General features: G+C 62.8%; 20 protein-coding genes and 1 other RNA gene. 11 read left to right on the top strand and 10 right to left on the bottom strand.

The genetic code is table 11. From position 1 onward, the window contains the following. Positions 1 to 44: 44 nt before the first annotated feature. The 5 genes from FJ960_RS19120 to ffs form a co-directional block, all read right to left on the bottom strand. Entirely contained in the window at positions 45 to 1,049 is a 1,005-nt protein-coding gene (locus FJ960_RS19120) for a cell wall hydrolase (RefSeq protein WP_140716068.1), read from the bottom strand. Positions 1,050 to 1,302: 253 nt separating this feature from the next. Continuing rightward, positions 1,303 to 1,710 carry a hypothetical protein gene (locus tag FJ960_RS19115; protein ID WP_140507708.1) on the bottom strand — a complete coding sequence of 136 codons (408 nt, stop codon included), beginning with the start codon at positions 1,708 to 1,710 and terminating at the stop codon, positions 1,303 to 1,305. 15 nt (positions 1,711 to 1,725) lie between these two features. Then, a complete protein-coding gene (locus tag FJ960_RS19110) occupies positions 1,726 to 2,049 on the bottom strand; it encodes a YbaB/EbfC family nucleoid-associated protein (RefSeq protein WP_027142071.1) in 324 nt (107 codons plus the stop codon). A gap of 31 nt (positions 2,050 to 2,080) precedes the next feature. Beyond that, entirely contained in the window at positions 2,081 to 3,910 is a 1,830-nt protein-coding gene (locus FJ960_RS19105) for a DNA polymerase III subunit gamma/tau (protein WP_140716066.1), read from the bottom strand. Between the two features lie 102 nt (positions 3,911 to 4,012). Continuing rightward, positions 4,013 to 4,109: signal recognition particle sRNA small type (gene ffs, locus FJ960_RS19100), an RNA gene on the bottom strand. 144 nt (positions 4,110 to 4,253) lie between these two features. Here ffs and FJ960_RS19095 point away from each other — a divergent pair. The 3 genes from FJ960_RS19095 to FJ960_RS19085 are packed head-to-tail and all read left to right on the top strand — an operon-like array spanning position 4,254 to position 5,997. After that, positions 4,254 to 4,673: an HIT family protein gene (locus FJ960_RS19095; RefSeq protein WP_140716064.1), complete on the top strand. Its 420-nt coding sequence runs from the start codon at positions 4,254 to 4,256 to the stop codon at positions 4,671 to 4,673. Between the two features lie 52 nt (positions 4,674 to 4,725). Beyond that, a complete protein-coding gene (nudC, locus tag FJ960_RS19090; protein WP_140716062.1) occupies positions 4,726 to 5,670 on the top strand; it encodes an NAD(+) diphosphatase in 945 nt (314 codons plus the stop codon). Between the two features lie 27 nt (positions 5,671 to 5,697). Continuing rightward, complete coding sequence (locus FJ960_RS19085; RefSeq protein WP_140716060.1) at positions 5,698 to 5,997, top strand: Dabb family protein; 300 nt, start codon at positions 5,698 to 5,700, stop codon at positions 5,995 to 5,997. A gap of 1 nt (position 5,998) precedes the next feature. Here the strand turns inward: FJ960_RS19085 and FJ960_RS19080 are convergent, their stop codons facing one another. Together FJ960_RS19080 and FJ960_RS19075 are read right to left on the bottom strand one after the other, a co-directional pair. Continuing rightward, a complete protein-coding gene (locus tag FJ960_RS19080) occupies positions 5,999 to 6,862 on the bottom strand; it encodes a prephenate dehydratase (protein WP_140507718.1) in 864 nt (287 codons plus the stop codon). 9 nt (positions 6,863 to 6,871) lie between these two features. Next, positions 6,872 to 7,600 carry a 3-deoxy-manno-octulosonate cytidylyltransferase gene (locus tag FJ960_RS19075; RefSeq protein ID WP_140716058.1) on the bottom strand — a complete coding sequence of 243 codons (729 nt, stop codon included), beginning with the start codon at positions 7,598 to 7,600 and terminating at the stop codon, positions 6,872 to 6,874. A gap of 193 nt (positions 7,601 to 7,793) precedes the next feature. On the opposite strand from FJ960_RS19075, the gene FJ960_RS19070 reads away from it, so the two are divergent. The 7 genes from FJ960_RS19070 (at position 7,794) to FJ960_RS19040 (ending at position 17,250) form a co-directional block, all read left to right on the top strand. Next, positions 7,794 to 8,456, top strand: a complete 663-nt coding sequence (locus FJ960_RS19070; RefSeq protein WP_140716056.1) for a cytochrome c family protein — start codon at positions 7,794 to 7,796, stop codon at positions 8,454 to 8,456. 163 nt (positions 8,457 to 8,619) lie between these two features. Further along, a complete protein-coding gene (locus tag FJ960_RS19065) occupies positions 8,620 to 10,497 on the top strand; it encodes an extracellular solute-binding protein (protein ID WP_140716054.1) in 1,878 nt (625 codons plus the stop codon). Between the two features lie 14 nt (positions 10,498 to 10,511). Continuing rightward, a complete protein-coding gene (locus tag FJ960_RS19060) occupies positions 10,512 to 12,380 on the top strand; it encodes an extracellular solute-binding protein (protein WP_140716219.1) in 1,869 nt (622 codons plus the stop codon). Positions 12,381 to 12,410: 30 nt separating this feature from the next. Further along, positions 12,411 to 13,505 (top strand): microcin C ABC transporter permease YejB, encoded by a 1,095-nt coding sequence (locus FJ960_RS19055; RefSeq protein ID WP_140716052.1) that lies wholly within the window; start codon positions 12,411 to 12,413, stop codon positions 13,503 to 13,505. Further along, positions 13,505 to 14,650 carry an ABC transporter permease gene (locus FJ960_RS19050; protein WP_140507725.1) on the top strand — a complete coding sequence of 382 codons (1,146 nt, stop codon included), beginning with the start codon at positions 13,505 to 13,507 and terminating at the stop codon, positions 14,648 to 14,650. The genes FJ960_RS19055 and FJ960_RS19050 overlap by 1 nt, the downstream gene beginning before the upstream one ends. Further along, the gene (locus FJ960_RS19045; RefSeq protein WP_140716050.1) at positions 14,647 to 16,278 is read left to right on the top strand and encodes an ABC transporter ATP-binding protein; all 1,632 of its coding nucleotides are present in this window, start codon (positions 14,647 to 14,649) and stop codon (positions 16,276 to 16,278) included. The genes FJ960_RS19050 and FJ960_RS19045 overlap by 4 nt, the downstream gene beginning before the upstream one ends. Before the next feature lie 30 nt (positions 16,279 to 16,308). Further along, positions 16,309 to 17,250 carry a glyoxylate/hydroxypyruvate reductase A gene (locus FJ960_RS19040; RefSeq protein WP_140716048.1) on the top strand — a complete coding sequence of 314 codons (942 nt, stop codon included), beginning with the start codon at positions 16,309 to 16,311 and terminating at the stop codon, positions 17,248 to 17,250. A 13-nt stretch (positions 17,251 to 17,263) separates the two neighbouring features. Here FJ960_RS19040 and FJ960_RS19035 read toward each other — a convergent pair whose 3' ends face one another. From FJ960_RS19035 to FJ960_RS19025, 3 genes are read right to left on the bottom strand one after another with little or no spacing between them, the layout of a single operon-like run. Then, positions 17,264 to 17,791 (bottom strand): AAA family ATPase, encoded by a 528-nt coding sequence (locus FJ960_RS19035; RefSeq protein WP_140716046.1) that lies wholly within the window; start codon positions 17,789 to 17,791, stop codon positions 17,264 to 17,266. A 33-nt stretch (positions 17,792 to 17,824) separates the two neighbouring features. Further along, positions 17,825 to 18,316 (bottom strand): hypothetical protein, encoded by a 492-nt coding sequence (locus FJ960_RS19030; protein ID WP_246672875.1) that lies wholly within the window; start codon positions 18,314 to 18,316, stop codon positions 17,825 to 17,827. Then, positions 18,313 to 19,230: a methyltransferase domain-containing protein gene (locus FJ960_RS19025; protein ID WP_140716044.1), complete on the bottom strand. Its 918-nt coding sequence runs from the start codon at positions 19,228 to 19,230 to the stop codon at positions 18,313 to 18,315. Before FJ960_RS19025 ends, FJ960_RS19030 begins: the two co-directional genes overlap by 4 nt. 150 nt (positions 19,231 to 19,380) lie before the next feature. Here FJ960_RS19025 and FJ960_RS19020 point away from each other — a divergent pair, with 150 nt between their 5' ends. Then, positions 19,381 to 20,391 (top strand): ligase-associated DNA damage response exonuclease, encoded by a 1,011-nt coding sequence (locus FJ960_RS19020; protein ID WP_140716042.1) that lies wholly within the window; start codon positions 19,381 to 19,383, stop codon positions 20,389 to 20,391. Positions 20,392 to 20,544: the final 153 nt, after the last annotated feature.

Raw genomic sequence — 20,544 nt, 5'->3', positions numbered from 1 at the left:
AACATCCCTGTCGACGCACGGTCCGCCATGCTGCCATGCGAGAATCAGTTGGTTTCGAGCGGGCGACCCTGGCTGACGATCATCGCGCCTATGGCGTCGGTGTTCTCAGGCGTCGACTGGAATCCCATCGATGCTTCCTGCGGAGCGTCCTGGACCGAGGAGATGACCCTTTTGTTCGAGGTTCCGCTGTTCAAGGTTCCGCCAAAACGGGCGGCGTCCGGCTCTTCCATCGGCTCCTGCATCGCAATTTCGATTGGCTTCGCCTGGACTCGCGCGGACTTTGCCGACGGCGCCGCGGATGCGGTCAGATAGGTCTGCTGCGCGGGGGCAGTGCGAGCGGGCGCCGGCTTGGCCGGTTCCGCCGCTGCGGTCATGTAGACCTGTTCTGCCGGGGCATTGCGGGCGGTCGCCTTGGCCGGGCGCACCATCTCGACGGACGCGACACGCGTCGCGGGTACTCCCGGCAACGCGGCTGGCGACTCGGCCGACGCGACCATCGGCTCATCCGGCAGCGGCTGCCAGTTGCGGCCGCGCTTTTCGTAGAAGGCATTGCCGCCGGCAACCATGGTGTAGTGCATGTTCTTGTAGGGGAAGCGCAGGCCGGCGGTGTGGAAATACATCGTGTTCTTGAGCTTGGCCTTGCGCTCGCCCTTGAGCACGGCGTCGGCGGCCTCCTCCACATCGGGCATTGCACTTGAATTCATCGCCCTGGTCATGACGCCCGGCGCGAACTGCCCGGGCTCGCCCACCACCTGGCAGATGGTGCTGCCATGATTGCCCGAGCGCAGCCGGTTCATCACCACCGTGCCGACGGCGATCATGCCATCGCGGCTCGACCGGTTGGATTCGAAGAACATCGCCCGTTCCAGGCATTCCCTGTCCTTCGGCGTATGGCTGTAGGCGCGCGAACTCAGGAAGCTCGGCGTGATGGCGTCGGTCAGGCTGGCGACCGACATGCCGTGCGAGGTGGTCTGGCTGCAAGCGGCCAAGAAAAGGGGAGACGTGACGACGCCGAGCAATAGCGGCGTCTTCCATCGCGTGGCTATCAACAGGTAACCCTCTCACTTCAATGCCCGCCCCCAGGCTGCGGCAAGAATGAGACACTTTCGGGCAAAATGATGGCCAAAACGTTATTAACGGCGGACTGTTGCCTAATTGACACAAATCGAGGCTTTCCAGATGGATCGGGCCGTCGTTTCACACGGACGATGACCGCCTTTTCTTCGTTTTGCCGCAATTCCGCTGGGATAAACGCCATACGCTTTTTGCCGGGAAGAGCGCGCCACGGCTTCCCAGAACAGTCTATCGCCCGGCGGCGATTGCTGCCGGCCAACCGGGTTCGATCTCTTCGATCGTGTCTGAAAACAGGCCCCGCCTGAGAAACAGCGCCCGCGCCTCCCTGGCCGTCGGCGCGATCTTGCCCGGCCAGTCGCTGTCGATGAACTCGGCCTTGGTGAAATCAGGATTTGTTTCGGAGGCCGCCTCCAGGAACTCGGCGATTTCCAGCACGATGGCGCGTTCATCCTTCGAAAGCGCCGACGTGCCGGCCTCGATCGACGGGCGGTGCACGAAATCCTCGAAGAGATTGAAGTAGCCCTTGATGCCGACGAGATCGACACCTGCATCGCAGTCGGCGAGGATCTCCAGAATCTCGTAGATCCTGTTGCGGATACGCTGCTCGATCAGTCTTTCTGACGGCTCGCCGATCATGGGCGCACCGAACGCCTAAAAAGGCAGTTTCATTCCCGGCGGGATGGGCAGGCCGGCGGTCAACGCCTTGGTTTTTTCCTGCATGATCTGCTCGACCTTGGCCTTGGCGTCATTGTGCGCGGCAAGAATCAAATCCTCGAGGATTTCGACCTCGTCTTCCCTGAACAAAGAGGGGTCGATCTTCAGCGACTTGATGTCGAACTTTCCGCTCAACGTGATGCTGACCAGGCCGCCGCCGGCCTGGCCGACGGCTTCGACCGTGGCGATCTCATCCTGCATGGCCTGGAACTTGGCCTGCATTTCCTTCGCCTTGCCCATCAGGCCGAGAAGATCTTTCATGGTCCGATCCTTTGCGGATTAGTGCTGGATATCAGGGTTCGTCGTCATCGGCCGGCGGCTCGACCGGCATTTCGGCCTCGGTCGCGTCGGCGTCCGGCGTATCTGGAATTCGCACATCGATGATCTTGGCGCCGGGAAAGCGGGCCAGGATGGCGGCCACGGTCGGGTCGTTCCTGGCGTCGAGGAAGGCGTTTTCACGCTTCGTCGATTCCATTTCGGCCAACGTCTGGCCGCCGTTTTCCTTCGACAGCGACACCAGCCAGCTGCGGCCGGTCCAGGCGCGCAGTTTCGTCGTCAGCTCGTTGAGTAGCATCTTGGGCGCGTCATCGGTCAGGCTGACGTCGATGCGGCCGGGCTCGATGTGCACCAGACGGATGCAGCGCTTGACCAGCACCTTGAAGGCGATGTCGCGCTGCGCGTCGGCGAGGGCAACGATGTCGGCCAGCGATTTCAGCGGTAAGGCTTGCGTCTCCGGCGCAGGTTGCGGGGGCGCTACGAAGGCGGCCGGAGCGGGCGTGGCCTCGACCAGCCGCATGGTCTGCGCGCCGCCCGACCCGCCAGGAATGCGCGCCTGCGCCACGGCGCTGGCGCCATTGCCGCCTGCACCGCCATTGCCGGGGTTCACGGGCGCGCCGTTCGGGCGCGGCGCGGCGCCAGTCGTCGAAGCACCGCTCTCCAGCGATCTCAGCGCCTCGTCCAATGTCGGCAGGTCGGCGGCGTGCGCCAGCCGGATCAACACCATTTCGGCGGCACTGACCGGCCGGTTGGAGGACTGCACTTCGGGAATGCCCTTGAGCAGCATCTGCCAGGTCCGTGACAGCACGCGGACCGACAGCGCCCTGGCGAAATCGGCGCCGCGCTGGCGCTCGTCCTGCGACAGCGAGGCATCGTCCATGGCGGTCGGCACGAAGCGCAAACGGGTGACGAGGTGGTTGAACTCGGCCAGATCGGTGAGCACGGCGGCCGGATCGGCACCGGTGTCGTATTGCGCGCGGAATTCGCCGAGTGCTGCCGCCACATCTCCCTTCATCACATATTCGAACAGATCGACGATGCGGGCGCGGTCGGCCAGGCCAAGCATGGCGCGAACGGCCTCGGCCCTGACGGAGCCGGCGCCATGGGCGATCGCCTGGTCGAGAATGGAGAGCGAATCGCGGGCGGAACCTTCCGCAGCGCGCGCGATCATGGCCAGCGCGTCGTCGTCGACTGAAATGCCTTCCTTGCCGGCGATCGAGGAGAGATGCGCGACCAGCGCGCCGGCGTCGATGCGCCGCAGGTCGAAACGCTGGCAGCGCGACAGGACGGTGATCGGAACCTTGCGGATCTCGGTGGTGGCGAAGATGAACTTGACGTGCGGCGGCGGTTCTTCCAGCGTCTTCAGCAAGCCGTTGAAGGCCTGCGTGGACAGCATGTGCACTTCATCGATGATGTAGACCTTGTAGCGAGCCGAGACGGGCGCATAGCGCACGCGCTCGATGATGTCCCTAATGTCGTCGATACCGGTGTGCGAGGCGGCGTCCATCTCGATGACGTCGACATGGCGGCCTTCCATGATCGCCTGGCAATGCTCGCCAAGCACGGCGAGGTCGACCGAGGGCTGGTCAACGGTGGCGGTTTTATAATTCAGGGCACGCGCCAGTATGCGCGCCGTCGTGGTCTTGCCGACGCCACGCACGCCGGTCAGCATCCAGGCCTGGGCAATGCGGCCAGTGGCAAAGGCGTTGGTGAGGGTGCGCACCATCGGCTCCTGGCCGACGAGCTCGGAGAAATTCGACGGACGGTATTTGCGCGCCAGCACGCGATAGGCAGCGGCCTTGCCCGTCGCCAGACTATCGGGCCCCGAATTTCCGGCTTCGCTCATTCGCCCGTTAAGCTCCAAAAGGCCGCCCAAAGGCGCCGATTCCTGCGCATAGTCTCGCCCGCGCTGCAATGCGTCGTCAATGTCGCGAGGAGGGCCGATGAGGTGGGAGGCTGGAACAATGACCCGTTCCGGGCTCGTTAGGGCTGCTTCCTTCCGGACCTGACCCGGTTGGCGAGTGGATCGTCCACCACCAACCTCCCGCTGTCCATATCGGCAATTGCGCGACGAAATGCAAGTGCGCAGGCAAATCGGCACCGCGAACCACGAGATTCGCTTGCAGCCCCGGTGCAGCCGCTTTAGCGTTCAGGGTTTGAGGAAGCCAAGAAAAGCAAGGGAAACGCCGATGCTGCCGGGCCTGAAGGCCGGATTCACGCTGGATGCCCGGCTGGAGGCTGACAGCGAGCAGTTGATGTGGCTTGGGCTGTGCGAATTGCGGGTGATGAACGACCGCCGCTGGCCATGGCTGCTCCTCGTGCCGCAGCGCCCGGGCGCGGAGGAAATCCACGACATGACGCCGCTCGACCAGGCGATGCTGACCTTCGAGACCAACATGGTGGCGCAGGCGCTGAAGAAGGTGAGCGGCTGCACCAAGATCAACACCGGCGCGCTCGGCAACATCGTGCGCCAACTGCATGTCCACATCGTCGCACGGTCCGAGGGCGACCCCGGCTGGCCCGGCCCGGTGTGGGGACATGGCCTGCGAGAGCCGTATGAGCGTTCCGACCTGCGCCGGTTTGCCGAAACGATAAGGGCAGCGCTATAAGCCTTCCCCGTGTCCATCCCAAGCATGTCCATCCCAAAGCAGCAGAGTCCCTATGAGCTTCCGTCTGTTTGACGCGCCCCTGCGCGAGCCAAGCCAGTTCGTCGGCTTTGCCGGCAACACGATCGACCGGCAATCCGAGAACCGCGCAGACGATTCGGTCGACAAGGCGCTGGCCGATCCGACGACACGGCTGCTTTTGATGAATGGCGGCCGGCTCCACCTGAAACTGGCGGATGGCGGTTTCGACCCTTGGTACCGCGTCGCCGAGAGCGAGCCCTTCCGCCCTTCCTTCGACCAAAGTGTCCTGCTCGGGTTTTCCGAACAGGGGCCGGTACTGGCGGTCTTGGCCGGCATCGATGCCGAACAGTTGCCTGAAACCGTCAAGGCGATCGATTACCGCTCGGTCTATATGCAAGGGCTGATCGACGAGGCCGCCGCCGGCGCGATGGCGCAAGGGGCGGCCCTGCTGGCTTGGCACGCCAGCCACCGCTTCTGCAGCAAATGCGGCACCGAATCGCAGATGCGGGCGGGTGGCTACAAACGCCATTGCCCCAATTGCGGCACCGAGCATTTTCCGCGCACCGACCCGGTGGCGATCATGCTGACGGCGACGCGGGAGAAATGCCTGCTCGGGCGCGGCCGGCATTTCGGGCCGGGCATGTATTCGGCGCTTGCCGGCTTCATCGAGCCGGGCGAGACGATCGAGGCGGCGGTGCGCCGCGAAACGCTGGAGGAAGCCGGAATACGGCTCGGCCGCGTCGTCTACCACGCCAGCCAACCCTGGCCGTTTCCCTATTCGCTGATGATCGGCTGCTTCGGCGAGCCGCTCAACGACGACATCCAGGCCGATCTCGACGAGTTGGAGGACTGCCGCTGGTTTTTGCGCGACGAGGTGCGCCTGATGCTGGACCGTGCGCACCCCCACGCCCTGGTCACGCCGCCGAAAGGCGCCATCGCGCATCACCTCATCCGTGCCTGGGTCAACAGCGAATTGTGAATATCGAAGTCATTGCAGGAGAGACAAATGATCCGTCACACCGTCGTCTTCACGCTGAAGCACCCGCCGCATTCGCTGGAGGAAAAGCGATTTCTCGTCGACGCCAGGAAAATCCTCTCGGCGATCGGGGGCGTCACGCATTTCGAGCAATTGCGGCAGATCAGCCCCAAGAAAGATTATCGGTTCGGCTTCTCGATGGAGTTCGCCGACCAGGCCGCCTACACCAGGTACAACGACCATCCCGATCATGTCGCCTTCGTGCGCGACCGCTGGGTACCCGAGGTCGAGACCTTCATGGAGATCGACTACGTGCCGCTGGGCTGGTAGCTCAATCCGCCACCTTCCACTGCTCGCGTGACTCGCTGGCCGGATAGACGCCGAGGATCCGCACTTCCCGCGAGAAGAAGCGAAGCTCGTCCAGCGCCAGCTTGACCAGCGGATCGTCTGGGTGGCCCTCGATGTCGGCGTAGAACAGCGTCGCCGTGAAGGCGCCGAGCTGATAGCTCTCCAGCTTGGTCATGTTGATGCCGTTGGTGGCGAAGCCGCCCATGGCCTTGTAGAGCGCGGCCGGCACGTTGCGGACGCGAAAGATGAAGGTCGTCATCATCTTGACGTCGGGTGCCGGGCGCTCGGCCCATTGCTTGCTCTTGGTCAGGACCACGAAGCGGGTGACGTTGCTGTCGGTGTCCTCGACATTCTCCTCGATGACGTCGAGCCCGTAGAGCGTCGCGGCCAGCGCCGGGGCCAGCGCGGCCATGGTGCGGTCCTTGACCTCGGAGACCATCTTGGCGGCGCCCGCCGTGTCCCCCGCGACTACTCCCTTCCAGCCGTTCTTGCGAATGTATTTGCGGCACTGGCCGAGGGCGTGGATGTGGGTGTGCACGGTCTTGATCTCGTCGCGCCTGACGCCGGGCAGCACCATCAGCTGGAAATGGATCGGCAGGAAATATTCGCCGACAATGTGCATCCTCGATTCCGGCAGAAGATGGTGGATGTCGGCGACGCGTCCGGCGATGGTGTTTTCGATCGGGATCATGGCGAGATCGGCCTTGCCGGTCTCGACGGCATTGAACGCGTCCTCGAAGGTCGGGCAAGGCAACGGCTCCATCGAGGGATAGACGTTGCGGCAGGCGGTGTCGGAATTGGCGCCCGGCTCGCCCTGGAAGGATATTCTGTTGGTCTTTTCAGGCATGCGGATATCTCAGTTTGAAAGAATTTCCCTGGCGCGTTCCAGGTCATGCGGCGTGTCGACGCCGAGCGGCAGCGACTGCACGATCTCGGCGTCGATCCGCATGCCGGCCTCCAGTGCCCGCAGCTGCTCCAGCCGCTCGCGGCGTTCCAGCGGCGACGGCTTCAGCGCGACGAAACGCTCGAGCGCGGCGCGGCGATAGGCGTAGAGACCGATATGGTGATAGAGCGGCCCCTCGCCCCACGGTGCCGTGGCCCGGGTGAAATAGAGCGCCCGCAACCGCGTGCCGGAGAGCGGCGAGCCGACGATCTTGACGACGTTGGAATTGGTCTTTTCCTCCTCGCGGACGATCTCGACGCCGAGCGTGGCGATATCCACCGTGGCGTCCTCGAACGGCCTGAGCGAGGCGGCGATGATGGCGGGATCGATGGTCGGCAGGTCGCCCTGCACATTGACGATCGTTTCGACCTTGCCCAGGGGATCAAGAGCAACCAACGCCTCGTGGATGCGATCCGAGCCGGACTCATGATCCACGCGCGTCATCACCGCCTCGAAACCATGCGCGCGCACCGCCTCGGCCACGCTCTGCGTGTCGGTCGCGACCACCACCCGGCCAAGGCCGGCTTCGGCCGCGCGGCGGGCGACATGCACGATCATCGGCGCGCCTGATATATCGGCCAGCGGCTTGCCCGGCAGGCGGGTCGAGGCCATGCGGGCCGGTATCAGGATCAAGGTGGACATCGGTCTGGCAAGGCGTCCGAAACGAGGAGGGGAAAAGTGGCAAAAGGTCTCACTGGCAGCGCCCTTATAGGTGTTGCAACGCCCGAGCAAAAGACCTAGTTTCCGCCCGATTTGACCGGCTCTGGAGGGCAGGTCTCGATACCGACGGACGGAGTGGACGGATCAGTCCGCCGGAAAAGGGAGCAAGGGGCGAATGGATTCCAACGAAGTCAACAAACTGCTCGCCGGATTGCTTGGAACTGTCTTCGTCGTTTTCTCGGTCGGCCTGGTGTCGGACGCGCTGTTTGCCTCGCCCGCGCCGGAAAAGCCCGGCTTCGCCATCGAGGCGACCGAACCTGCCGAAGGCGGCGCGGCTGCGCCGGCAGCAGCCGAAAAGCCGATCGCCGACCTCCTGGCCAGTGCCAGCGTCGACCAGGGCGCTGCCATCTTCAAGAAGTGCCAGGCCTGCCATTCCGGCGAAAAGGGCGGCCCAAACAAGGTCGGCCCCGATCTTTGGGATCTCGTCGACCGCCCGGTCGCCGAGCATGAAGGCTTCGCGTATTCGGCCGGCATGAAGGAATTCTCCAAGGGCGGCTCCGAGAAGTGGACCTACGACAACATCAACCACTTCATCACTTCGCCGAAGAAATTCGTGAAGGGCACGGCGATGGGCTTTGCTGGCCTGCCGAAGGAAGAAGACCGCGCCAACGTCATCGCCTATCTGCGCACGCTGTCGGACAACCCCAAGCCGCTGCCGGCGCCGGGCGCCGCCGCGGACGCCTCCGCGCCCGCCAAGCCAGCTGATGGAGCCGCCCCGGCAAAGCCTGCGGCGCCTGCCGCTCCGGCAGCGCCTGCGCCGGCCGCACCGGCAAAATAACCGGAAATACCGTGGTCATCTTGAAAAAGCCGGGTTCTGCCCGGCTTTTTCGTTAGGGAAAACGCATGGTGCGGCGACAAAGCCGCGCATGGCGGTTTTCACGAGCGCCAAATCATCTAGATTGCGTCTGGATGATCCGCAGGCATGGCGAAGAGGATAGTGCATGACCGTTGGCCGAACGCTTCTAAGGTCGTTGCTGGCGGCGGCCCTGCTGGCGGCGGGGTTGCAGGCAACCCGGGCCGACGAGTGGCGGACCACCTCATCTCTGATCGGCGAATCCAAATACGGCGACAATTTCCAGCACTATGACTACGTCAATCCGAACGCGCCGAAGGGCGGCACGCTGAATTCGGTGCTGCTTGGCACCTATGACAGCTTCAATCCCTATATCGTCCAGGGATCGCCGGCGGCGGGCCTCGTCGGATACGGCGGCGGCCTGCTCTACGACACGCTGATGGAGCAGGCGACCGATGAGGGCAGCGTCAGCCATCCCCTGATCGCCGACGCCTACAAATACCCGGCTGACTATTCCTCGGCGACGTACCGGCTCGATCCGCGCGCCAAATGGCATGATGGCCAGCCGATCACCGTCGACGACGTGATCTGGTCGTTCAAGGTGCTGAAGGCGAACAGCCCGCAATACAGCCGCTATTTCGAGAACGTCACCGATGCGGTGGCAATCTCCGACCGCGAGGTCGAATTCCATTTCAACCAGAAGGGCAACCGCGAACTGCCCAAGATCATGGGCGACCTTGCCGTGCTGCCGAAACACTGGTGGGAAGGCACGGACGCCAGCGGCAAGAAGCGCGACGTCACCAGGCCGACGTTGGAAATCCCGCTCGGCTCGGCCGCCTACAAGATCGCCAGCTTCAAGCCGGGTTCGGAGATCGTCTGGCAGCGCGTACCGGACTATTGGGCGGCCAAGCTGCCGGTGAAGGTAGGCCGCGAGAATTTCGACACGCGCCGATACACCTATATCCTCGACGACAATGCCGCCTGGCTTGCCTTCACCAAGGGCGGGCTGGAAGACATCAACCGTGAATACAGTTCCCGCAAATGGGCGACGGCCTATAATTTCCCGGCCATCCAGGCCGGCGACGTCATCAAGAAGGATTTCCAGACCCACTCGCCACAGCCGATGCAGGGCTTTGCTCTCAACCAGAGGCGGCCGCTGTTCCAAGACCGGCTGGTCCGCGAAGCACTGACCATACCGTTCGATTTCGAAAGCATGAATCGTACGCTGTTCTTCGGTTTCAATACCCGAACATCAAGCTATTTCCAGGGTACCGAACTAGCATCCAGCGGATTGCCGCAGGGCAAGGAACTGGAAATCCTGGAAAAATACCGCGACAAGCTGCCGCCGGAACTCTTCACCCAGGAATTCAAGCTGCCTGTCTACGACTCTCCGCAAGCGGAGCGAAAGTACCTGAAGCAGGCCGTCGATCTCTTCGCCAAGGCCGGATGGGTCATCAAGGGCGGCAAGATGGTCAACGCCAAGACAGGCGCACCGTTCAAGTTCGAGATCCTCGGCTGGAATGACACAGACCAGGTGATCGCCAGCCCCTATATAGCCAATCTGCGCAAGATCGGCGTCGACGCTACTCTGCGCATCATCGACCAGACGCAGTACATCAACCGCGTCAACAACTTTGATTTCGATGTCGTGACGGGTCTGTTCGGCCAGTCGGATTCGCCCGGCAACGAGCAGCGCGATTTCTGGAGTTCCAAGGCGGCCGATGCGCCTGGTTCGCGCAACCTGATGGGCATCAAGGATCCAATCGTCGACGCGCTGGTCGATCGCATCATCTTCGCCACCGATCGCGATGATCTCGTCGCCGCCACCCATGCGCTCGACCGCGTCCTGCTGTGGAACTTCTATGTGGTGCCGCAATATTATCGGTCGGCGGTCTGGCTGGCCTATTGGGACAAGTTCAAATTCCCCGACAAGCAGCCTGCCTATGTGGGCGTCGATATCGATTCCTGGTGGGTCGATCTCGACAAGGAAAAAGCGCTGGCGGCCAAATACAAGGGCGGCAATTGATGGGTAGAAGATCAATGGCGGTGCTGCCCCGCCGCAATTTTCTCGCCCTTGGCGCGGCTGCCACTGCCGCCGCCTTGCTGCCGCGCAAGGCTTTCGCCGAGATTGCAACCGGTACCAAGCTGCACGGTCTGTCCGCCTTCGGCGACCTCAAATACCGACCGGATTTTGCGCATTTCGACTATGTCAATGTCGACGCGCCTGTTGGCGGCATCTTCAATTTCTCGCCGCCGAATTGGGGCTACAATCAGGATACCCAGACCTTCAACACGCTGAACTCCTTCGCCAACAAAGGCGACGCGCCGCCGCGCATGGAGATGTGTTTCGACGCGCTGATGGTGCGGGCGCTCGACGAACCCGACGCGGTCTATGGCCAGATCGCGGATGGCGTGACGCTCTCCGACGACCGCAATGGCTTCACCTTCTCGCTTCGGCCCGAGGTGCGTTTCCATGACGGCACGCCGCTGACGGCGCAGGACGCAGCTTTCACCTTCAAGCTCTACAAGGAGAAGGGCCATCCCGACCTATCGCTGTCGCTGACGCATATGGTCGATGCCGTTGCCGTCGATGACCGCACGCTGCGGCTTACTTTTTCCGGCAAGCAATCCGCCCGCACCGTGCTCAACGTGGTGGAATTCCCGATCCTGTCCAAAGCCTTCTACACGGCAAATCCATTCGATTCCTCGCAATTGAACGCGCCGCTCGGCTCAGGTGCCTATAAGGTGGGGCGCCTTTCGGCCGGGGCGTGGATCGAATACGACCGGGTGGCGGACTATTGGGGCCGCGACCTTGCGGTCAATCGCGGCCAGAACAATTTCGACCGTATCCGCATCGAGTTCTACCAGAACCGCAACGCCGGATTCGAAGCCTTCAAGAAGGGTGAGATCACGTATCGCGAGGAATTCGTGTCACGCGTTTGGGCCACCGGCTATGACTTTCCGGCCTTGGCCGCCGGCAAGGTGATCAAGCACGAATTCCCGGCCGAGAAGCGGCCGTCCATGCAGGCCACGGCCGTCAACCAGCGGCGCGAGCAATTTCGCGATCCCAGGGTGAGGCAGGCGATTGCGCTGTGCTTCGACTTCGAATGGACTCGCCGCAACTTCTTCTACGGCTCCTACGAGCGCTCGCAATCGTGTTTCGAGAAATCGGATTTTCGCGCCGAAGGGCTGCCCTCGCCGCAGGAACTCGCTTTGTTGGAGCCGCTGCGAAGCCATCTCCCGGCAGAGGTCTTCGGCAAGGCAGTGACCCAGCCCGCATCCGACGGCTCCGGCCGTGACCGCAAGCTGCTTGGCCAGGCGGCAAAGCTTCTGTCCGCGGCCGGCTGGAAACGGTCGGGTGACTTCGTTGTCAATGCCAAGGGTGGCAGGCTTTCGGCCGAGTTTATGGTCGACGACGATACCTTCGTTCAGGTCTATTCACCCTGGGTCGCCAATATGAAGGCGATCGGCATCGACGCCACGATCCGGCTGGTCGATTCGGCGCAATACCAGGCGAGACAGGCGAGTTTCGACTTCGACCTCTTGTCTGCTGCTTTTTCGTTCAGCGCGACGCCAACTCGCGATGATCTCGAAGTCTTCTTCCATTCGAGCACCGCCGGCGTCTCCGGTTCCCGTAACTTGCCGGGTATCTCCGATCCCGCGGTCGACGCGCTGATCAACGCAGTGGGCGCGGCAAAGGACCGTGAAAACCTGACCGTGGCCATGCGTGCGCTCGACCGGGTCTTGCGCGCGCGATGCGATTGGATTCCTAGTTGGTTCCTGGCGAATCACCGCGTCGCCTATTGGGATATGTTCGGCTTTGTCGAGCAAAAGCCCGATTTCGGCTTTCCGGTCGAGACGCTGTGGTGGTTCGATAAGGGCAAGGCGGCAAAAATTGGCAAAGGCTGATATGTTCGCACGAGCAGGACGCATGGCCTGATGGGCGCCTATATACTGCGCCGTATCCTTTTGATGATCCCGACCCTGTTCGGCATCATGGCGATATCCTTCGCCGTCATCCAGTTCGCCCCAGGCGGCCCGGTCGAGCAGGTCATCGCCAAGCTGACCAACCAGGGCGGCAGCGACCGCCTCGGCGGTGGTGGCGGCGACGCGGGCGGCTCCAATTTCGATGCCGCCGGCGATGTCGGTTCGAAATATCGCGGCGCCCAGGGTCTCGACCCCGAATTCATCAAGAAGCTGGAAAAGCAGTTCGGCTTCGACAAGCCGCCGCTCGAACGCTTCGGCATGATGCTGTGGAATTACGCCAGGTTCGATTTCGGCAACAGCTATTTCCGCGATATTTCCGTGCTCGACCTGATCCTTGAGAAGATGCCCGTTTCGATTTCGATCGGGCTCTGGATCACGTTGTTGTCCTATCTGATCTCGATCCCGCTCGGCATTCGCAAGGCTGTGAAGGACGGCAGCCCCTTCGACGTCTGGACCAGCGGCGTCGTCATTGTCGGCTATGCCATTCCGGGCTTCCTGTTCGGCATCCTTTTGATGGTGCTGTTTGCCGGCGGCTCGTTCTGGGACTGGTTCCCATTGCGCGGCATCGTTTCCGACAATTGGGACCAGTTGTCCTGGCCGGCCAGGATTGCCGATTATTTCTGGCACATGACCTTGCCGCTGACGGCGCTGGTGCTGTCGGCCTTCGCCACGACGACGCTTTTGACCAAGAACTCGTTCCTGGAGGAAATCCGCAAGCAGTATGTGGTGACGGCGCGCGCCAAGGGCCTGTCGGAACGGCAGGTGCTTTACGGGCACGTCTTCCGCAACGCCATGCTGATCGTCATCGCCGGCTTCCCGGGCGCCTTCATCTCGGCCTTCTTCACCGGCTCGCTGCTGATCGAGAACATCTTTTCCCTCGACGGGCTCGGCCTGCTCGGCTTCCGGTCGGTGGTCGAGCGCGACTATCCCGTGGTGTTCGCCAATCTCTATATCTTCTCGCTGCTTGGCCTGTTCGTCGGGCTCCTGTCCGACCTGATGTACACCTGGGTCGATCCGCGCATCGATTTCGAGCGGAGAGACATCTGATGTCGGAGGCAAGCGTTACCGCCGGTGTCTTGCCGGAGCGGCTCCCACGCCCGTTCCTGTCGCCGCTCAACAAGCGTCGCCTGCAGAATTTCAAGGCCAACCGGCGCGGCTACTGGTCGCTGTGGATTTTCCTCGTTCTGTTCGTGCTGTCGCTGTTTGCCGAATTCATCGCCAACGACAAGCCGATCATCGCTTCCTACAAGGGCGAAATCCTTTTCCCGGTGATGGTCGCTTACCCCGAGGAAAAATTCGGCGGCTTCTATGCCGTCACTGACTATCGCGACCCGGTAATCCAGGACGAGATCAATGCCCATGGCTGGATGATCTGGCCGCCGATCCGCTATTCCTACCAGACCGTCAACAACGCCATTCCCGAAGCGGCACCCGCCAAGCCGTCGTGGGAATATGACGCCAAGACGCGCTGCAACCAATATCCACAAGGAGCCGATGACCCGGCCTGCAATGTCGGTAACTGGAACTGGCTCGGCACCGACGACCAGGCGCGCGACGTGCTGGCGCGCGTCATCTACGGTTTCCGCATTTCGGTGCTGTTCGGCCTGATCCTGACCGCGGGCTCGGCGCTGATCGGCGTCGGCGCCGGTGCGTTGCAGGGCTATTTCGGCGGCTGGACCGATCTGCTGTTCCAACGCTTCATCGAGATCTGGTCGGCGATTCCCGTGCTTTATCTGCTGCTCATCGTCGCCGCCATCCTGCCGCCGGGCTTCTTCATCCTGCTTGGCCTGATGCTGCTGTTCTCCTGGGTGGCGCTGGTAGGCGTGGTGCGAGCCGAGTTCCTGCGCGCCCGCAACTTCGAATATGTCAACGCGGCGCGCGCGCTCGGCGTGCGCAACCGCACCATCATGTTCCGGCACCTGCTGCCCAACGCGATGGTGGCGACATTGACCTTCCTGCCCTTTTTGCTGAGCGGATCGATCTCGACGCTGACCTCGCTCGACTATCTCGGCTTCGGCCTGCCGCCCGGCTCCGCCTCGCTCGGCGAACTGCTCAAGCAGGCGCAGCGCAACCTCAACGCGCCTTGGCTCGGCATATCCGGCTTCGTCGTCATCTCGCTGATGCTGTCGCTGCTGGTCTTTGTCGGCGAGGCGACGCGCGACGCCTTCGATCCGCGCAAGACGTTCAAATGAGCGAAGCCCCCTTGCTCAGCGTCCAGGACCTCAGCGTCGCCTTCAGCCAGGACGGCGGCCAGTCTGTCGCCGTCGACCATATATCGTTCGACATCGCCAGGGGCGAGACGGTGGCGCTTGTCGGCGAATCCGGCTCCGGCAAATCGGTCTCGGCGCTATCGGTGCTGAAGCTGCTGCCCTACCCCAGCGCCAGCCACCCATCGGGCAAGATCCTGTTCCAGGGCGCCGACCTGCTGGCCATGAGCGAGGAGCAATTGCGGCAGGTGCGCGGCAACAAGATCACCATGATCTTCCAGGAGCCGATGACCTCGCTCAATCCGTTGCACACGATCGAGCACCAGATCGTCGAGATCCTGAAGCTGCATCAAGGCATGAGCGACCGTCCGGCCAAGACGCGCACGCTGGCCCTGCTGAAAGAGGTCGGCATCCGCGATCCGGAAAAACGGCTCGATGCCTATCCGCACCAGCTTTCGGGCGGCCAGCGCCAACGCGTCATGATCGCCATGGCGCTCGCCAACGAGCCGGAACTGTTGATCGCCGACGAGCCGACGACGGCGCTCGACGTCACTGTGCAGGCACAGATCCTCGAACTGCTCGCGGGCCTCAAAAGCCGCAAGGGCATGTCGATGCTGTTCATCACTCATGACCTCGGCATCGTGCGCAAGATCGCCGATCGGGTCTGCGTGATGACCAAGGGCAAGATCGTCGAGACCGGACCGACCAAGGACATCTTCGCCAGCCCGCAGCACCCCTATACGCGTCATCTTCTGGCCGCCGAGCCGAAAGGCAAGCCACCAGCCGCCAATGCCGAAGCCAAGCCTGTCATGACCGGCAAGGACATCAAGGTCTGGTTTCCGATCAAGCAGGGCTTCTTCCGGCGCACTGTCGATCATGTGAAGGCGGTCGACGGCATCGACGTCACGGTGCGCGCCGGCCAGACGCTGGGCGTGGTCGGAGAATCCGGCTCCGGCAAGACCACGCTCGGCCTGGCGCTGGCGCGCATGATCTCGTCGACCGGAACCATCAAGTTCAACGGCCGCGACATCAACCAGCTCACCTTCAACGCCATGCGGCCGCTCAGGCGCGAACTGCAGATCGTCTTCCAGGACCCGTTCGGTTCGCTCAGCCCGCGCATGTCGATCGCCGAGATCATCGAGGAAGGCCTGAAGATCCACGAGCCGAAGCTGTCGCCCGACGAGCGCGATGACAAGGTGGCCGCCGTGCTGAAGGAAGTCGGCCTCGACCCGGCGACCCGAAACCGCTATCCGCACGAATTTTCCGGTGGCCAGCGCCAGCGTGTCGCCATCGCGCGCGCCATGGTGCTCAACCCGCGCTTCGTCATGCTGGACGAGCCGACATCGGCGCTCGACATGAGCGTGCAGGCGCAGGTCGTCGATCTCCTGCGCAATTTGCAGGCCAAGCACGACCTCGCCTATCTCTTCATCAGCCATGACCTCAAGGTCATCCGGGCGCTGGCCAATGATGTCATCGTCATGCGCAACGGCCAGATCGTCGAAGCCGGCCCTTCCGAACAGATTTTTGGAAATCCGCAAACCGACTATACTCGGGCGCTGATCTCGGCCGCCTTCAAGATCGAGACGGCGCCGACAGGCGTGGTCAGCGAGTGATCCCTATAAGGAAGGACTGAACGAACCGCGATGGAAAAAGGCCGTATCCTGCTTGCCGTCACCGGCTTTCATCCGCAGCGCTGGCGCGACCTGTTGTCGGCCGAGCGCGAGGTGGTGCTGGAGCCGGACGGCGCCAAGGATCCCTCGATCACCTATGCGGTGGTCTGGAAGCACAAGCCCAACCTGATGTCGTCGCTGCCCAATCTGCGCGCCATCTTCTCCATCGGCGCCGGCGTCGATCATATCTTCGCCGATCCCGGCCTGCCCGACGTGCCGATCGTTAAGGTCGTCGCCGACAACCTCACGCAGTACATGACCGAGTACGTCGTCTGGCGGGTGCTCGACCATCATCGGCAGGGCCTGCTCTACAGGTCGCAGCAGCTGAAGAAGATCTGGCACGAACCGCAACAGAGGCCGGCCGGCGACATTTCCGTCGGCATCATGGGTCTCGGCAGTCTCGGCCGGGCCGCGGCCTCGGTACTTCTGTCGCTCGGCTTCGCGGTCAATGGCTGGTCGCGCACCGACCGGCCGATGAACGGGGTGGCCAACTATTCCGGCGAAGCAGGCCTGATCCCGTTCCTCAATGCCACCGACATTCTGGTGGTGCTTCTGCCGTTGACGCCGGAGACGCAAGGCATCATCAATTACGGCGTGCTGAAGGAGTTGCGCAAGCGCAACGGGCTTGGCGGCTCGGTGCTGATCAACGCCGGGCGTGGGCGCCTGCAGAAGGACGCCGACATCGTGCGGGCATTGGACGACGGCACGCTGAAGGAAGCGAGCCTCGACGTGTTCGAGGTCGAACCGCTGCCGAAGACCAGTCCGCTGTGGCGCCATCCGAAAGTGTTCGTGACGCCGCATGCCGCGGCGACCTCCGATCCCGTGCACCTGGCGCCGATCATGCTGCGCCAGATGGACGCTTTCGAGCGCGGCGAGAAGCTCGACAATCTGGTGGACCGCAAGGCGGGATATTAACCAGACATCGTCGTCACCTGGCCAAGTCCCAGTCCTGAAAACATTTCTTGATCGCCCGAACCGAAGACAGCTGCAGCTTCTGCAGGTCGATCTGCTCCAACATCGCCCTGTATCTCTGCCGGTTTTTCGGCGTGGCCACGGCGATGTGGTGGATCATGTCCCATTTGATGCCGTCGCGCCCGCCTTCCAAGCTACCGCGCCTCTCCCTCTCGAACAGGGTTCGCCTGAAATAACGCAGCAGACTTGCCGAAGTGGAGATGTCCAGCAGGATCAATCCCGTCGCGCGCTGGAAGCGTTGCGGCATGCAGACCGAGTAGTTTCCGTCCATCACCCACCGCTCACCGGCAATCGCGGCGTCATGCAAGGCAATGAACTCGTCCCTCGGACGCTGCTCCCAATCCGTGTTGGGCAGATGAAAGAGCAGATCGAGATGGATGGGCGTCAGGCCACGCTTGCGCGCGATAGCGTCGGCAAGCGTCGACTTGCCGCTGTTGGACGGCCCCAAAATGCAGATGCGATCGCCGAGGTCCGAGAGGTTCACCGGATGGATCCTAGCAAGATGGACGATTGGTCATCAGCCGGGTAGAGCGAACTTCTTCTGCTTGTCCGGCTTGCCGCAGTCGCGGCGGCCGATGGACCGGTTCATGGCATCGATTTCGCCTGACGCCTTGTCGCTGTCGCGCTGGGCCTTGGAGCGCATGTCGGGCGTGAACGGGCCGAATCCCATGGCGGGATTGGAGAAGGTCGGCTTGGCGGTGGTCGGGAGATTATATTGCTGCGCCAATGCGTTGCGCTGCGCCAGCAACTGATCGCATGGCACGCTGTCATATTGCAGCGAGGATTCGATGTTGGCGTCCTGCCGCTCGGACGCTGAATTGCCGACGCAGCCGGCGGTTGCCAGGCAAGACGCCAAGATCATCATGTTCCAGCGCATCGAAGTGCTCCTCCTGATATCCCGCCCTGATGCGACCAGATCGCAAATATCAATCGCGCACGCAAATCGGACTTTTTCGCAGCAGTACAAAGCAGTGTCGGAATCACCGCCGTGAGTATCATCAGACTTCAAGCCGCGTGCGCCTTCCGTGCCACGACGGCCAGCCCTTTGACGGGCTCGCGGCGATCCTGGCGGATGCTTGTTGGCTCCAACGCCACGATCGAGAGGCCGTTGGCCTCGAGGGTCCGCCTGATATAGCCATCCGAATGGGCGTAGCGCCGCGACGGCTGCAGTGCCAAGTCGCCGCCATCCGCCAGGCTCTCGACGGAAAAGGCGAACAGGCCATCCTGGGCGAGCAGGCCGGCGACCGTTCCCACAAAACCTTCGAGCCCGCCGATGTAAATCAGCACATCGGCCGACGTCACCAGATCGGCCTTGTCGCCCGAATAGGAAAAATCCTGCAAATCCGCTTTTGTCAGCGCGTCATAGATATTTTTTGCCCGCGCTTTCCTCAGCATCCTTGCCGAAATATCGACGCCCTCCAGCCGGTCGACGATCGGCCTCAGCCTCTCGCCCATCAGTCCGGTGCCGCAGCCCAGGTCGAGCGCCAGGCGGAAGCGGCCCGGCCTTGCCTTGCGGATGGCGGCGTCGAGCACCTCGGGCAGCCGGTAGTCGAGCTTACCGACCAGCATCTCCTCGAACGTCTCGGCATAGTGGTCGAACAGCGTCTCGACAAAGGCGCTGGGCGGCGCCATTGAGGCCGGACCCTTGCCGATCAGATGCAGTTTGAGAGCCGCGCCCTGGCGATCGGCCGGATCGAGTTTCATCGACGTCGTCCAGGCTTGCGCCGCCAGATCGAGCCTGCCTGATGCCTCCTGCATCTCGCCGAGCCGAAACCAGCCCATTGCCCATTGCGGCGCCAATTCCAGCGCGCCGAGCAGCAACTCGGCCGCGGCAGTGTGATCACCGGAGGCAAAGAGCATTTCGGCATAATCTGCACGGCGATCGGCGTTCGGGTCGCCCGACGAGGTCTGAAGCGGTTTCATGATGATGGTTCCACCGGCAGGGTAGCCGGCCGCCCATCTCTGTAGAGCAAAGCATGCCGAAGCTGAACCGAATTGAGCGGGCTTTGCCCGGGAGTCAGCAGTCTCGGGCAACAGGCTTCCCGCGGCGGAATTATATCCTATCTTGGCATCATGCGCGCCAGCGACCTGCTTCATCCCCGGCCCGAAGGCCTCTATTGCCCGCCGGGAGATTTCTTCATCGACCCGGTGCGACCGGTGAACCGGGCGCTGATCACGCACGGCCATTCCGACCATGCGCGTTCCGGCCACGGCTCGGTGCTTGCGACGCAGCAGACGCTCGGCATCATGGGGCTGCGCTATGGCGAGGACTTTGCCGGGACGACGCAGGCAGCTGCGTTCGGCGAGACGATTGCCATCGACGGCGTCGATGTGAGCTTTCATCCGGCCGGCCATGTGCTGGGCTCAGCGCAGATATCGGTCGAGCACCAGGGCAGGCGCATCGTCGCCTCCGGCGACTACAAGCGGCAGAAGGACGCGACCTGCGCGCCGTTCGAGCCGATCGCCTGCGACATCTTCATAACCGAGGCGACCTTCGGCCTGCCGGTGTTTCGCCATCCGCCCGACACGGAAGAGATCGCCCGCCTCTTGAAATCGGCGGCGCAATTCCCGGAGCGTTCGCATCTGGTCGGGGCCTACGCACTGGGCAAGGCGCAGCGGGTGATGCGGCTGCTGCGCGACGCCGGCTACGACAAGCCGCTCTACATTCATGGCGCGCTGGCCAGGCTCAGCGAATACTATCAGAGCCAGGGTATCGATCTCGGCGAACTCGAGCCGGCGACGGTGGAGAGCGGCGGCAAGCAGGATTTCGCCGGCGCCATCGTGATCGGCCCGCCATCGGCCTTCGCCGACCGCTGGGCGCGGCGCTTTCCCGATCCGATCTCGTGCTTCGCGTCGGGCTGGATGCGCATCCGCCAGCGCGCCAAGCAAGGCGGCGTCGAGCTGCCGCTGATCATCTCGGACCATGCCGACTGGGACGAACTGATCATCACCATCAAGGAGACCGGCGCCGAGGAAATCTGGGTCACGCACGGCCGCGAGGAAGCGCTGGTGCGCTGGTGCGAGTTGGAAGGCATCGCCGCACGGCCGCTGCATCTGGTGGGCTATGAGGACGAGGGCGATTGATGGCAATTGCTGATCCGCTAATCACCGGCGCCGCGATCCTTCCCACCCCTCTCTGGCCTGCCGGCCATCTCCCCCGCAAGGGGCCTGTTGCGCAATTCTGGCATTGTGATTCACTTCGATTATTGCTCGGAGGGATTTGCGATGGCGGTGAAG

Origin of the sequence: Mesorhizobium sp. B2-3-11 (genome assembly GCF_006442215.1) — a bacterium.
In the GTDB taxonomy this organism is placed as follows: Bacteria; Pseudomonadota; Alphaproteobacteria; order Rhizobiales; family Rhizobiaceae; genus Mesorhizobium; species Mesorhizobium salmacidum.
The sequence above is the reverse complement of the archived record's forward strand: the minus strand, read 5'-3'. Positions and strand labels throughout refer to the sequence as shown.